The organism is Citrobacter sp. Cy070 (genome assembly GCF_030332245.1).
Taxonomy (GTDB): domain Bacteria; phylum Pseudomonadota; class Gammaproteobacteria; order Enterobacterales; family Enterobacteriaceae; genus Citrobacter; species Citrobacter youngae.
The window spans coordinates 92,032-107,345 of record NZ_JAOWIG010000051.1; the positions used below are offsets into that span (position 1 = coordinate 92,032).

The 15,314-nt window shown below is 55.0% G+C and carries 3 protein-coding genes and 1 pseudogene; 1 reads left to right on the forward strand and 3 read right to left on the reverse strand.

Features of this window, described 5'->3' with window-relative positions; all coding sequences use genetic code 11:
- Nucleotides 1–27: 27 nt before the first annotated feature.
- Nucleotides 28–2,865 (reverse strand): annotated as a pseudogene (locus OGY19_RS06610) (cytidine deaminase-like fold-containing protein); the annotation flags it as partial.
- Here OGY19_RS06610 and OGY19_RS06615 point away from each other — a divergent pair.
- Nucleotides 2,857–3,147: a SymE family type I addiction module toxin gene (locus OGY19_RS06615; protein WP_260846234.1), complete on the forward strand. Its 291-nt coding sequence runs from the start codon at nt 2,857–2,859 to the stop codon at nt 3,145–3,147. The pseudogene OGY19_RS06610 and the gene OGY19_RS06615 sit on opposite strands and share 9 nt — an antisense overlap.
- A 41-nt stretch (nt 3,148–3,188) precedes the next feature.
- Here OGY19_RS06615 and OGY19_RS06620 read toward each other — a convergent pair whose 3' ends face one another.
- Both OGY19_RS06620 and OGY19_RS06625 read right to left on the reverse strand, forming a co-directional pair.
- Nucleotides 3,189–3,479 carry a barstar family protein gene (locus tag OGY19_RS06620; RefSeq protein WP_115601757.1) on the reverse strand — a complete coding sequence of 97 codons (291 nt, stop codon included), beginning with the start codon at nt 3,477–3,479 and terminating at the stop codon, nt 3,189–3,191.
- A 2-nt stretch (nt 3,480–3,481) separates the two neighbouring features.
- Nucleotides 3,482–15,307: a hemagglutinin repeat-containing protein gene (locus OGY19_RS06625; protein WP_286596279.1), complete on the reverse strand. Its 11,826-nt coding sequence runs from the start codon at nt 15,305–15,307 to the stop codon at nt 3,482–3,484.
- Nucleotides 15,308–15,314: the final 7 nt, after the last annotated feature.

Consider the following 15,314-nt stretch of genomic DNA (forward strand, 5'->3'; position numbering starts at 1 on the left):
CCTGGCCTTGAGAGATTTCATTCCCGGCTACCAATAGAGGACAGACCCAGTAGTCTCTTCATAGATTGTTAAAGATTTTAGCCCCGCTTTATCGGCCATAGCAGCTATATCACCACGACAATAACCACATACAGGCTCTTTAGATACACTCATTGTCATCTCACGCCCTTGAGACATACCCTTTTCAAAAGCTTGTTGGATGACGCCCACTTCAGCATGAGCTGTAGCCATATTTCCATTAGGAAGAGGCTTGCCTTGCTTATCTATTTTAGCTTGGATTCTTCCATCAATGAGTGTTGGCTTATTCACATCTGCTAAGTTGGATGGTCTTGCACCCTGATTGGTATCAGTGAATTTAGCCCCGTCTACATTACCTTTCGCAACAACCTTGAGATTAGCATCAACGACTTTACTGAGCTGTTTTGCTGCCACTGAACCCAACACTGGAGTCACCGAAGCAACGATAATATCCATTCCCTGCTTCGTTTCGGCATAACCCTGAGCCGTCTGGCGATCAACACCCAGCACATCCATTGCATACTGCGTTAGTGCATCCTTCACCTGCTGCTGATTCTGCGCATCAACGCTGGTGATATTCAGCAGATTTACTATCTGGCCGTAAGCATCTCCGTATTGCTGGCTGGCTTTCGAGTTGTAGTTGCCGGTGTTCTCGTATTCACCTTTCGCAGCGATAACTTCCAGCCTTGCACCCGCACATGCTGCACTTCCGGCATTACCATTACCACAGGCATCAATGACTTTCTGGTCGCTGGCGATATCCTTTTCACGCAGCTCATTGATTGTCTGCTGTGCCAGCTCACGCTCTGCCGGGTCTTTGCTGTTGAGTTTGAGCTTCGCTAACTCAAGCTCTGTCTTCTCTGACACACTCAGGAAGTTATTCTCAACCGCATTCTTCCCGGCCTGTGCGCCTGCTGCTGCCGAGGTCGTACTGTCTCCTGCCAGACCCCCTGCCATACCCGCTGAGATACTCGCCAGCGTGCTGATAAGCTGCTTATCCGACTCACCCAGCTCACTGACTTCTTTCCCCGGATACATCGCTGCCATTATCGCTTTTGCCGCAAGCTCACCCGCTGCCGCACCCGCTGCACCTGCCGCCGCGCTGTTTCCCTGCATCACCGCCACTGCGCCACCCAGTATCGCGTGGGCGATGACATTGACCGCTGTATTCCCCTCCGTCCCTTTAAGCAGATGCGCCAGATCCGGCGCCGAAGCCCCCGCCAGTGCGGCACCCACATCACCGCCTGCCAGCCCCTGAAGCGCCGCCGTCGCCGCCTGGATCCCTCGCTGGATATTGCTGCCCGTGCCGTACTTTTCCTGCTCTTTTTTGTATTCCGGCGTTTCACGCAGTTTCGCCAGATATGCCTGTCGCTGCTCTTCCGTCGCATCCCCCGGAAGAGCTCCGTATCGATCCTGCGCCACTTTCAGCGCATTCAGCTCTCCCTGCGTCCGCGCAATGTTTGCCGCCTGACTGCCAATATCGCTGATCATCCCGATTTCTTTCAGACGCTTCTGCTCTTTCTCCTTGTCGAAGATCGGGCTGATGCTGTCGTTCGCGTGCGCCGTGTCCCTGCTGAGCGTTTCGACATCCTGTTTCTGGTTTGCCGTATCGCGAACGGTTATCGCCCCTTCCGCCACCGCCGCCTGTGTGGTCCCTTCCGCATGACCGCTGTTGCCACCACCCGATATCATCCCGCCCGGCATATTCCCTTTGAACTGGTCTCCACCAAATTCACCGCCGATGCTCAGGCTGGCTCCCGTATGGCTGACCGTAAAATCCGCTTCGTTGTGGATATCCCTGAACCCCAGCGTTCCCGTGTCCAGACTGTTTTTATCCGCCGTCGCCGTCGAGGCTATCACCGCACCGTCCAGCTGCGTGTGACGCCCCACCGTCACATCAAAACCACCGTCCCCCGCGAAGAGTCCCGTCTGCTCCTGAACCGAGTCAAACGTACTCTTCATTTTGTCCTGGGAGGCGCTGACATACCCTGAGCCGCTCATGCTGCCGAAGGTGAAACTGCCCCCCGCCGCCACGCTGTCCTGCTTCGATTTGTAGTCGTTACTGTCCTGCTGGCTGCTCATCCACAGGTCCCGACCAATGTCAGCCACCACTTTATCGCCGCTGACCTGCGCACCGTTCAGAAACGCATCACGACCGCTGGTCATCGAGACCGTGCCACCGCTGTCCAGCGTGGTTTCAGTCCACGCCGTGCCGTTACCCTTCTCATTTCCTTTTGCCGCGTTCACGCTGGCGAAGACGCTGATGCCATAGCCATTACTTCCGCCGCCAGTGCTGACCCCCACACCACCACCGCTGCTGCTGTTTTTCCCGGTTGTCTGTTGGGTGTTTGCCGCGCCGCTCAGCACAATGTCGTTAGCTGCCGTAAGCTGAGTATCTCCACCTGCCTTCAGCTGGCTTCCACCTGTCAGAATATCGCCGCTGTTCCCGCCCTGGCCTTTACCGGTGGCGGCAATCGTCAGGTTGTTGCCCGCGTTCAGCGTGCTGCCTGCTACGGTATCGCTCAGAACATGTTGCTCAGATTTCGATTTCTGTGACGTCAGCGAAACACTGACGCCCACCGCGTTCGGGTCGCTCGTGGTTGCCGCCATGTCAACGGCCTGTCCGGCCTGAACGCCCGACAGCACCGTTTTGGTAGCCTGAAGCGCCTGAAGACGTCCGTCACTCTGCTCTTTCGTGTCCTGCGCCATGCTGACCGTATTGTTAATCGCGCTGCCGACAGTACCCGACAGCGCCACCGTCAGCCCGCTGCTCTTCTGCTCAAACTTCTCGTCACGGGTGCGCTTATCATGCCCAGGTTCAACCACCACGCTGTCGCCGTGCAAGCTACCGCCCTTTGCAAGTACTACAGCCGGGCCGTGCATAACGCGATATTTTTGCGTAGCGAGTGGGTAGCGCAGGCAGGATTTATCTGCGGGATGCCGATTAAGATCCGGGTGATGCCCGACTGCATCGTTATCACCACCCAGAACACCCGCGAGCTGCGGGGCTACGCCGAGGGGTTAAGCGTCGTTCCCACCATGGAACAGTGGATTGGGGCCTTTCCCGGCGCGCTGAACGACACTGGCGATCTGCCGGTGTACAGGCGCGGGGACGGGCATTTTGGGTAATATTTGATAAAAGAATCCCGGCCAATGAACCGGGATCTTTGTTATTTCAAAATATAATCAAATCTTTCATCCCATTTAAATGTAATATCTTGCTGCCTGGTCCTCTCAAAAATTTGGATAATCCTGTCAAAGGATTCACCAAGATTTTGTCTTGATAGTTCAGAATGTAACCAAATTATTTTTACTGGTCTTTCAATATCAGTGCTAAGACGATCCCATAAAGCATCAAGATTTCGACCATAATAAGGACCAAAATCCAGCAAATCAGACATAACACTATGAAAATCTGACTCATTCTGTATTTTTTTTCCATCCAGAATTATTTCATTCATATTCACTTCCACCTACCAATTGAAGTTGCAGTTTCATAGTGATCTGTTGTGATATAAAGTAAACCATCGTTTGAATACAATAACCTTGTTCCCGGCTGATTGCTTCTTGACATAGTGTTATTTATTCCGATATCCGCTTCTCTCCATACTCTTCCTGCCGAAGAAGGTAATATATTCGTTGAGTTTTGAAAAATATCTCCCCCTATCTGGCCGCCAGGATTTGTATTATTTAATGCCTTCCCTGGCTTCCAGCCATTAGTCATAGCTTGTGTTTTATCAACATAATACTGAGGCAACTGCCCTGTATTACGTAGACTTTCTACAACTTCATTTGCCGCTTCGGTTGTTTTCAAATCCATCTTCAAACCAGCATAGCTGGCCGCATTATGCGCAGGGTTACTATTTGTATTCTTCGCAACAGCCAGAAACGCTTTGGCTGCCACATACTGAACCAGCTTCGCTTCACTGGTCGGCACACCACTTGCCACGATTTCTGCTGCTCGTTGCGGCGTCATTTCTCCATCAGCCGTCAGCGCACTGACCGGAACCCCAAAGAACTCTGCCCATGCTGTCAGCAACCCTTTAACAGCATCCTGCCCTTCAGGTATCTGACCCTGCGAGTTTTTAACCAACGCCGCCGCCAGTTCATCCGGTGAAGCACCATTCTGGAGCATACTGGCTGCAAGTGACTGCTGAGATAAACCAATATCATTCAGCCCTTTCGGCAGACTCAGTGAGTTATTCTCAACCGCATTTTTCCCGGCCTGCGCCCCGGCAGCCGCCGACGCCGTACTGTCACCCGACAGACCACCGGCCATCCCTGCTGATATCGTTGCCAGCGTGCTGATGGTCTGCTTCTGATCCTCACTCAGTTGCGACAGGTCAGTCACATCAGGATACAGCATACCTGCAATCGCCCGGGCCGCAAGTTCACCCGTTGCCGCACCCGCTGCGCCCGCCGCCGCGCTGTTGCCCTGCATCGCCGCCACTGCGCCGCCCAATATCGCGTGGGCAATGACATTTACCGCAGTATTGCCCTCTGTCGATTTAAGCAGATGCGCCAGCTCCGGTGCCGACGCCCCCGCCAGCGCGGCCCCCATATTACCGCCAGCCAGCCCCTGAAGCGCCGCCGTTGCCGCCTGAATCCCCCGCTGAATATCGCTGCCCGTGCCATACTTCGCCAGTTCTTCCTTATACTTCGGGGTATCTTTCAGCTTATCCGCAGGCAGATTCGGATTGTCCCTGCGCGCCTCTTTCAGCGCATTTATCTCTCCCTGTGTTCTGGCAATATCCGCTGCCTGACCGCCAATATCACTGATGAGACTTACCGTCTGCAGCCGCTTCTGCTCTTTCTCTTTGTCAAAAATCGGGCTGATGCTGTCGTTCGCATGTTCCGTATCACGACTCAGACCGGATACATCCTGCTGCTGGTTCGCTGTATCACGAACCGTAATTGTTCCTTCCGCTACCGCCGCCTGCGTGGTTCCTTCCGCATGCCCGCTGTTGCCACCCGCTGAAATCATTCCACCCGGCATATTGCCTTTAAACGTGTCGCCGCCAAAAGAACCGCCGCCGCTCAGGCTGACGCCTGAATGACTGACCTTAAAATCCGCTTCGTTATGAAGGTCCCTGAACCCCAGCGTTCCGGTATCCAGGCTGTTTTTGTCCCCCGTTGCCGTCGAAGCGATTACCGCGCCATCCAGTTGCGTGTGACGTCCCACCGTCACATCAAATCCGCCATCGCCCGCAAAAAGCCCTGTCTGCTCCTGAACCGAGTCATAAGTGCTTTTCATCTTGTCCTGGCTGGCACTGATATAGCCCGAACCGGTCATGCTACCGAAGGTAAAACTGCCGCCTGCCGCTACGCTGTTCTGCTTCGATTTGTAGTCGTTGCTGTCCTGCTGGCTGCTCATCCACAGGTCGCGACCAATATCCGCGACCACTTTATCGCCGCTGACCTGCGCGCCATTCAGAAGGGCATCGCGACCACTGGTCATCGATACTATGCCACCGCTGTCCAGCGTGGTCTCCGTCCACGCCGTGCCGTTACCCTTCTCATGTCCTTTTGCCGCATTCACGTTGGCGAAGACGCTGATACCATAGCCATTGGTTCCTCCGCCAATGCTGACCCCTACACCGCCGCCGCTGCTGCTATTTTTCCCGGTTGTCTGTTGAGTGTTTGCCGCACCGCTCAGTACGATATCATTCGCTGCTGCAAGCGTGGTGTCCCCACCCGCCTTTATCTGGCTGCCGCCGATCAGAATATCGCCGCTGTTCCCGCTCTGACCTTTACCCGTCGCCGTAATAGCCAGATTGTTGCCTGCATTCAGGGTGCTGCCTGCCACAGTATCACTCCGGGCATGCTGCTCAAACTTTGATTTCTGGGAAGTCAGAGAAATGCTGACGCCTATACCGTTATTCGGATCGCCGCCAGCCTGAGCAACTACAACCCCCTGCGCAGCCTGCACGCCGGAAAGCGCCGCTTTCGTTGCCTTCAGAGCCGCAAGACGATCGTCACTCTCATCTTTCGCATCCTGCGCTGCTGAAACCGCGCTGTTCACCGCACTGCCCACAGCCCCTGACAACGCCACCGTCAGTCCGCTGGTTTTCTGCTCAAACTTCTCATCACGGGTGCGTTTGTCGTGTCCCGGTTCAATAAGTACACTATCGCCGCGCACAGCAATATCTTTCTGGGCGATGATATCCGCGCCGCCGATATGTGCCTGCTGGCCTGCGGTGATACTGACGTTGCCCCCCGTAGAACCGACCGTACTGAAGCTCTCGCTTTGGGTGGTGCCTTTTTCGCGCAGATCGTGCGTCGTTTTACTGCTACCGATGGTGAAGCCGATCCCGCCCGACCCCATCAGCCCGCTCTTTTTCGTCTCTTTAAAGCGCCATGAGGTATCCGTATTGGTGGCAGCAACGATATCCACATTGTTGCCAGCCCCCAGCGCCACATTGCCGTCACCGGCAACGGCTGAGCCCTGTACCAGAATGTTATTCCCGGCGGCGACAGTCACATTGTCCCCGCTCAGCAACGCGCCTTTTTCCCGCGTAGCACTGTCTTCTTCAATCGTATGGGTAGTTTTTTTACTGAGGAATCCTTTTTTGGTTTTCGTGGTTTCCTGGTAGTGATAATCGCTCTCTGTGGCGGTCGTGAGATTCACATCCCGGCCTGCCGTGACGCCGATGTCGTCCTGCGCCGTAACATCCGCTGCCTGCGCACTCACATCGCGCCCGGCGATAATGACGGTGTCGCCGCCGCTGGCAATTTCCGTCCCCTGCTGGCGTACGGCGTCATTGACCACGGTTTTCTTCTTCGCACGATAGCTGTCGCCGTCGGTTGTTGCTTCAGCCAGCAGGTTGACATCACGCCCGGCCAGCAGACCCACATCATTTTCCGCTGCCAGCCCGGCCGCGTGAGAATTAATATCCTGACCCGCTTTCAACACCAGATTGTCACCCGCTGAGACGGTGGTACGGGAAAGCCCGGTGCTGTGCGATTCACTGCCGCCGTTACGGCTATTCTGCTGAGTGGTGGCCGCATTCAGATTGAGATCGTTACCCGCTGTAAGCTGAGCATTCCCCCCCGCGTTAACATTGCTGGCGGTGACGTTGAGGTTATTCCCGGCATTGATACCGAGGTTACCGCCCGCGCTGATGGTGCTCCCCTGCCAGTCCACGGACGAACGACCGGTCTCTGTGACCCTGCGTCCGGAATGGCTCCGGGCATCGTTAATCTGGTTGGCATTTACCGCAATATCCCCCCACGCATCCATCAGCAATGAGCCACCCGCAGAGAGATTCGCGCCAGTAACGGAGATATCCTTGCCTGCCGAGAGCGACAATCCGTCCTGCGCGGTAATGGACGCCACAGAACCAAGCAACGTATCTTTAAAGCTCACATTGCGGTATTTGTCCCTGGCACTTACATCAATCTGCTCCGCCAGCGTCAGGTTATTGATGTTGCCGCCCAGGCTTTCCAGCGTCACCGTTTTTCCGCTAATGGCGGAGCTGACGTTGTTGATATCACCAATCGCACTCAGCTCAAGGTTACCCCCGGCCTGCATCAGACTATTGTTAAGGTTGCTGATGCTGTTCTGACTGTCGAGAGTGAGATCGTTTCTCGCCAGCAGCGTACTGCCAGCGTTGGTAATATTCCCGCTGGTAAGCTGAACATTATTCCCGGCAATGACGCTACCGTTGTTCACCGTGATATCTTTCGGCGAGAGATACAGCTTCGGTATCATTACCGTCTCACCGTTGACGGTCGCGGCTTCCCACCACAGCATGCTGTGCTCAAGGGACGCTATCTGATCGGCCGTCAGGGCCACCCCAAATTTCAGCCCCAGCGACTGCTGGGTACTGGCAGCGCTGTCCATCAGATAACGCATCTGGTCCAGGTCAGAACCTATACCGTTGATGTAACGACTTCCCGTCTTATTCAGCATGGCGTTACTGACATAGCGGGTATCGAACGCCGCATCACCGAGGAAACGGTAGTCATATTCCGGGTTCAGTTTGAGACGATCGAGCATATAGGCCGATCCCAGAAACTGGTTTTGATCGGTATACGCAACGTTAGTTTCACGCGGCGCTTTGCCCGGTTTGATACCCAGCATGGCATTCAAATCACCAAACAGGCTGGGATCGAGTTGACCAAGGCCATTCAGTTTCGGGTTGACGTTGATCAGGTACGGGCTTTTCGGATCGTCGGAGACGACGAAATAACCGTTCTTTCCGGAAGGCAACGGATACGCACTGGTATCCACCGTTTTGCCCTGATTTTGCCCGGCGGTATTCACGCCCTTCTCGCCTGGGTTAATCAGGCCATTGAGTTGGCCGAGGCTGGCATCACCTTTCTGTGTGGTAGAAACAGAGCTGAGCGTGGCGTCCGATACGCCACCGCTTTCCAGCGTGCCGCCGCCGGTAATCTGCTGTAATGCATCCTGCAGTTGGTCGTTCCACTGTGGGGAGCTGACGCTCACCGTGTCATTGCCTGCCAGCGCCTGCTTTTGCACCCCATTACTGAGAGTTTGGTTGCTGAGAGTGTTGAGGGTTGGCACAGAAATAGTGGTGCCAACTCCACTGTTCGCTGTGATGCTGGTATTACTAATGTCATTAGTGAAAGTCGCTGTAATATTCCCACCCGCACTAATTACTGAGCGGTATGACTCACTATCAGCTGTAAACTCCTTTTTAATTTCCCCTAAAACATACGGAACCCCTATGTATTCGAAGCCATCTTTATTGGGTATAACCAGTCCTCCGTAAGTATCAGTGGACTGATACCATTTACCGTATCTGGGATAGCCCTTAAGTCTCTCAGGGGTTAAATTGCAATTATCAGAGAACCACTCACACCGGTATTCAGCCTCTTGATAAACGATTTCATGCCCGGCTTCGGCAGAAAGATTATTCAACGAATCTCCTCTCAGTAATGCCTCTCTGTCCGAAAGAATATGGCTTGCACGGTTATCCATTATTGTAGCGTTGATAACAATATCCCTACCTGAGGCAATACGTGCGGCATCCCCCGTAGCATTCGCTTCAACTATTGATTCACTTAATATAAAACGACGAAGATCATTCCCAACTAAAAGATACTTATATCTATCGTGGCAGATCTGACTATTTCCGGCGCAACGTTCTCCCCAATAGCTCCAGATAATATTTTCAGGTGATTTCAGCCATTCCTGCAGACTAAGCTCAACATCCGGCTTTTTCTTACCATCACCAATCGTGATTGGAAATAAAAATGGTCCCGAAGGTAATGCATTAGAAAAATCCTGCTTTCTCTGACTGATAGTCAACCCATCCCGCTGGTTCAGCAGATGCCCGGTTTTGATGGTGATATCACCGTTCTGGGTTTCGATATTGCCGGAGGTGTTGACCACTTCGCTGTTGGCATTTCCCGCCGCATCTCGCTGCATCCACAGATTGTTGCCTGCAAGGATATCGCCGCGCTGGTTGGTAATGGTGTTGGCATAAAGCGCCAGATTATTTGCCGCGTACAACAGCGCCGTATTAACGATAGCGCCAGGCGCATTGAGCGTCAGAGAACCACGCGTGCCGGTGAAACCATCGACTGAAATATTACCGCGACTGGTCAGCGTAATATCCCCACCGCCCTGTAACGTTCCGGCGGCATTGAGCGCCACGTTGCTGCCGCTGAGGTGGCTCGCACCGTTGCCCGTTGTGATTTGCCCGTTATTGCTGAGCTGCCCGCCCGCCGTCAGGTTGAGCGACTGCCCCTGAAGCACGCTACGGTTGTCGATAGCACCCTCGCTGGTCATGGTCAGCGTTTTACCCGCGGCAAACGCGCTTTGCGCAGTAAAGCCATTCACCAGTTTCAGCGTCAGATTACCTAGCGCAACCACCTGCCCCAACGCATCCAGCCCGTGGCTTTCAACGGACAGGTCGCCACCGCTGAACAGTTTGCCTGCCGCATTCTGATTAACCTGACTGGCATTAACACTCAGTTGCGAGTTGCCCAACAGCGTACCGTTATTCGTCACCTGGGTGTATTTCACCGCCAGCTGACCGGCCTGTGTCGTTCCCTGGTTGGTAAAATTGTTACCGGTAAGCGTGGCGCTGTCGGCCAGCCAGTTCCCGCCATTGGTGGCCGTTGCCGCATTCAGAATGAGGTTTGTCGCCTGTAACCAGCCTGCGCCGGAATACTGCGGCGTGGTCAGCGTCATTCCCGCGCCGGAAAGCAGTTTACCGTCATTGAGCGCGCGAGCTGTGGCGTTAAGATGGGTTTCTCCACCGCTCTGCATTAAACCGTAGTTGGACAGCACTGGAGTAGAAAGCGTCAGCCCCTGACGGCTGACAATCTCCCCGGAAGCCTGGTTTATCAAATCGCCGCTCAGCGACAGCGTTGCGCCATTATCCCCTTGTAGGCGTCCGCTGTTGGTCAATGCGCCGGACGTCATGCCCAGCGTCGCCCCCTGAATTTTGCCCTCGTTGGTGACTGACGCCGCAGTCAGATCCAACGCGCCGCCGCTCAGCATACTGCCCGCTTTCTGCTGCCTGACCGCGCCGTTCATGGCAAGCGTGAGCGCATTTACGCCGCTAATTGCCGCGCTGTTATCGAGGGTTGCCCCCTTCAGCGTAAGATTTTTCGCCGTCCATTGCCCGGCGTTAGTCAGAGAAAGCGCCTGTAGCGTCGCGTTACCCAGCGCGGTAATTTTGCTGCCCGCCGCAGAAGTCAGGTTATTCGCGAGCGTAAGCTGCAGGGCGTCGGCGCTGTGTATTGCCCCATTGTTTGTCAGCGCTTGCGCATTGAGCAGAATTGACTGCCCCTGCCATGTGCCATTATTCGTCACATCGCCAGACGTGAGTTTTAGCGTTCCCTGCGTCAGTAGTGAACCACCTGCTGCGTTAATCAATTCCTGTTGCGGTGAAGCCATCGCCATGCGCGCCATCAGACGCTGACGTGCTTCCAGCGTCAGGCTTTGCAGGCCGGTCAGCGTGCCCTGATTGTGGATCCGGTTTTGCTGCAGGGTCAGGGTATTTCCCTGTACCGTGCCGCGGTTATCAAGCTGTGCGCCGTCGAGCGTTACGTCGCTTTCGCTGAGCAGCTTTCCGCTGTTATCAAGCTGCTGCGCGGTCAGTGACATTCCGCCATGACTCATCACGTCGCCTGACGTGGTAAGGCCGTTGTTTACAGTCGCCGTCAGATTACCCAGGCTTATCAGCGAGCCTTTGTGCAGCCAGTCATCAGCGGTCAGCGTAAGTTGCTGCCCCTGCAGCGTTCCCTGCGTCGTAATATTGCCGACATCGAAGGTCAACGCGCCACCGCTCAGCGTACGGGACGTTATACCCGTCGTGAGCACATCGCCAGACAGCGCAAGCCCGTTCGTCCCCTGCCACAGGCCAGTATTGTTTAGCGTCGAGGCTGCAAGCGTCAGCCTGTCACCGGCAATACGCCCGGCGCTGTTGATATCATCAGCCGTCAGCGTCAGTACGCCGCCACTTTGAATGTATCCGGGGTTGATAAGTCGCCCGGATAGCTTGCCTTCCAGGCCATGTAAACCGTTAAGCACGCCGCTGTTATTCAGCGAGTCGGCAGTGAATGTCAGGACATCGCCCTGCAGTACGCCGGCGTTTTCCATCGCACTGGTATGCACCAACAGCGCATTACCGGCCAGCCATTTACCTGTGGCATCCGTGGTGAAGGTATTCGCAGAAACCGAGGTACTGTCATTACCCTGAACCAGACCGCTGTTACGGATGGATTTTCCATCCAGAGTGACACTTTTCGCCGCCAGCGTACCGCGGTTATCCAGAGAGGCGGTATTTATCGACGCCCCCTGTTTCGCCACCAGGTTACCCTGGTTTTCAACTGAGTTTGCCAGCGTCAGATCCAGGGAATCGGCCTGAATATCACCGGCGTTAATTAATGTGCTGCCGCGCAGCGTGAAGTCGGTATTCGTCAACAGCAGACCGTGGTTTTCCAGCGTGTCGAGGCCTAAATCCAGCCCCGCGCCGCTAACCAGTTGTCCCTGCTGACCATTAAACAGATTGCGGGTGGTGAGCTGTAGCACCGAATTACCCTGCACAGTGCCGTTATTCATAAGCTCCGGCGCGGAAATGCTAAGGGATTTTGCTGCAATCGTTTTGTCGTTAAACAACTGCGCTGCAGCCAGTTTGAACAGATTCAGACTGCGCAGCGCTCCCTGATTGTCCAGTCGCTCGCTGGCAGTGATCTTCAGGCTATTCTGAGCCTGAATACTGCCGCCGTTCCGCAGGATGTCCAGCGTAATCGCCGCCGTACGGGCCTCCAGTTGGCCATCGTTGTCGATACGCTTTCCGCTAAGATGCAACTCTTCGCCGCCGGTTACCTGCCCGCCAGCAAGGTTAGTGAAGCGATTGCCATCCCAGCCGAGCATCTGATTCCCCTGCAGGATCCCGCTGTTACTGAGATCGCCGTGTAATGCCAGCACCTTCGCCGCCAGCAGTCCGCCGTTATTCACGCTGGCGGCATGCACGGTCATACCCTGTTGGCTGAGTACGTTGCCCTGGTTAGTGAACACGTCGTGTACCGTTGCCGTTACCCCTGTTTCACCCAACGCATTACCGCTGTTTTGCCACGTATTTGCTTCCAGATTCAGCGTGCTGCCCTGCAGCAAGCCGGCGTTGTGGAGGGTCTGATTCTTCAGGATTAATTCCCCCACCGACAGCACATTGCCGTCGTTATTCACGTCCCGACTGTTCAGCACAAGCGTATCGGCGGCCATGAGTCCGAGGTTATCTGTCTTCTGTCCGTTAACAGATAATGACGTGTCCGCCAGCAGGCGCCCCGCGGTTTCGTTTTTTACCGTCGCATATTCACTTTGCAGATCAACGCCGTTAATTTCTCCGCCGTTAACCAACTGGCGACCGTTGAGGTGCAATGAACCGTCGGTAGTAATCAGCCCATGGTTGGTCAGATACGGTATATCCAGCGCCAGAGAACGCCGGGCATAGAGCGAGCCGCCGCTAAGGTTATCTAACGTATCAATCTGCAGGTCCATTGCCGCGTTGCCCTGCATCAGACCGCTATTCACAACATGCTGACTGTGAAGAACTAGCGTTTCGGCTACCAGAGAGCCGCTGCTGGTGAAAAGTTCAGGGGCAATAATCGAGATGCGTTCAGCGCTGGCGCTACCGCTATGAGTCAGCTTCGCCGTGCTGAGCATCAGGGTATCGGCCAGCAGTTCACCCTGGTTATCAACTGACTGCTGCGCGCTGAAACCAACGCGTGTCCCGGTGGATTTTCCGCCATGACTGAGCCTGTCCGCCGTTACGTCCAGCGAACCTTTTGCCGCCTGTACACCGTCCAGCGTGACGCTGTTGCCGGTAATCACAAGGTCCAGACCACTCTGCAGATGGCCGTCCTTGCCAGTAGTCAGCTGCTTTGCGCCCACGTTAAGCGCACCAGCGGCATTAACCTGACCGTTCAGGTTCAGGTTTTGCGCAGCGTTTAACTGTATGCCCTGTTGCCCGGCGATCAGCGAATCTTTCGCGGCGGTGAGGTTTTCAGCATTGACTGTCACCCCCCGGCTGCCAGAGAGGACGCCATATTGTTCAACTGTCGCGGCCTGCACCGTTAATGAGCCATCAGAGAGCAACGTTCCACCGTTTAGCAGCGTGGCATCTGCCCGGATATCCGCATCGTTTTTCGCACTGAGGGTGCCCTGTTGGTTCAGCGTTGTTGTCTGTACTGAAAGCAGGCCACCGCTCGCCAGTGTGCCCCTATTTTCCAGCGACCCGCTATGGACCGATACGCTGTTACCCTGCATCAGCCTCCCATTTTCGAGGCGGGTTACCGACGCATCAAGATGGCCGTTCGCAGCCAGTTGACCACCATTCACGAGGTGGTCACCGGAAAGAGACAACGCGCCTCCCGCATTGACCTGTCCCTGGTTGTTCATTTCGCTACCGGCCAGGCTTAATGCTCCTTTCGCATCGGCCCGACTGGCGTTATCCAGTGCTATGCGCTGTGCCTTCAGCGTGAGTCCGTTACCTGCAGAGAGCAATCCCCCTTTAGCCGACAGATTGCCGTGACTGTTAAGGCTAACATCAGCATCACTCCCCAGTGTGGAACGGGTCAGCGTCATCCCATTAGTGCCCGCGACATCCAGTTTTTCTTTACTGGTCAGGCTGCCGTCGGTGATTGTCAGCGAACCGTCGCTACGCAGTGAGGTGTTTTTCTGGCTAACCAGAGTGGTTGCGGCAATGGCTACATCCTGTTTAGCCGTAATCTGCAACTCTCCAGCTGCGGCAACCCCGCCACCATCGATCGTCATCTTGCCATCGCTGCCCAGCAGCACGCCTGCACCACTGGAGAGATTTGCACCTTGTAGCGCTAACGCCCCGGTGCTGTTGATGGCCATCCCGCTTGCGGTCTTATGACTACCGGTCAACGTGACACCTTCTCCCCTGGCAGAAAGACCACCGTTTGCCAGACTGTTGCCGATCGTTAATTTCCCGTTAGCATTGAGGGTGATATCACCCTGGCGGGCATTCAGATCCCCGAGGTTGACCCCCAGCCCTTTCTCGCTGGAGACCAGATGAATACGGTTAGCGTACATCCCACCTAATGCGCCAGTGTCTACCGCGATTTTCGGTGCTTCTCCTTCGCCATTCAGCGGGCTCGTCTGGCCATTCGCCGCGATGCGATTCGCGCCGACGATAACATTCAGATCTTTGGCGTGTAGCGCTGCGTTAATTTCCGTGGCGCGGGCAATAATTGACACCGCATCGCTCTGGCTTCCATCCAGCCCTTTGCCTTCAATGGTAATGCTGCCTTTGCTCACATCCAGCGACTGCAGGTTACCGTTAGCATCCAGCACCGGTTTACCGGTAGTCAGTGTGGCGTTAGGCGTGTTGATAAACCCGCACCCGTTACAGGTAATGCCGTAGGGGTTGGCGACCATGACGTTGGCGGCTTTCCCCGCGACTTCGGTATAGCCCTGTAGCTGCGAACGGTTAGCGCCGGTAACTTCGTTGATGATCCCTGATGCTTCCTTTCCGGGACGCAGGTTCGGGTTATTCTGGACGATGCCGCCGAGCTGGGTTTGGGTAAATTGCCCGGTCGCGTTGTTGAGGATCAGTCCCTCTTTTCCCACGTTGTAGTCGTTATATTTGTTGTGTGAAATCCCGGACTGGTTCGGCGTGGCAATATTCACCACCGGAACACCATTGGCGGCTTTATCCATCTGCGTATTGCCTTCAGGCGTGATGGCGGCAGCCATCGCCGGGAGCAGTGGTTGGGTAGCCAGCAGGAAACTCAACATGCCACTTAGCAAACGCTGGGAGAAACGAACCTGATCCTTTTTCATCATCCTT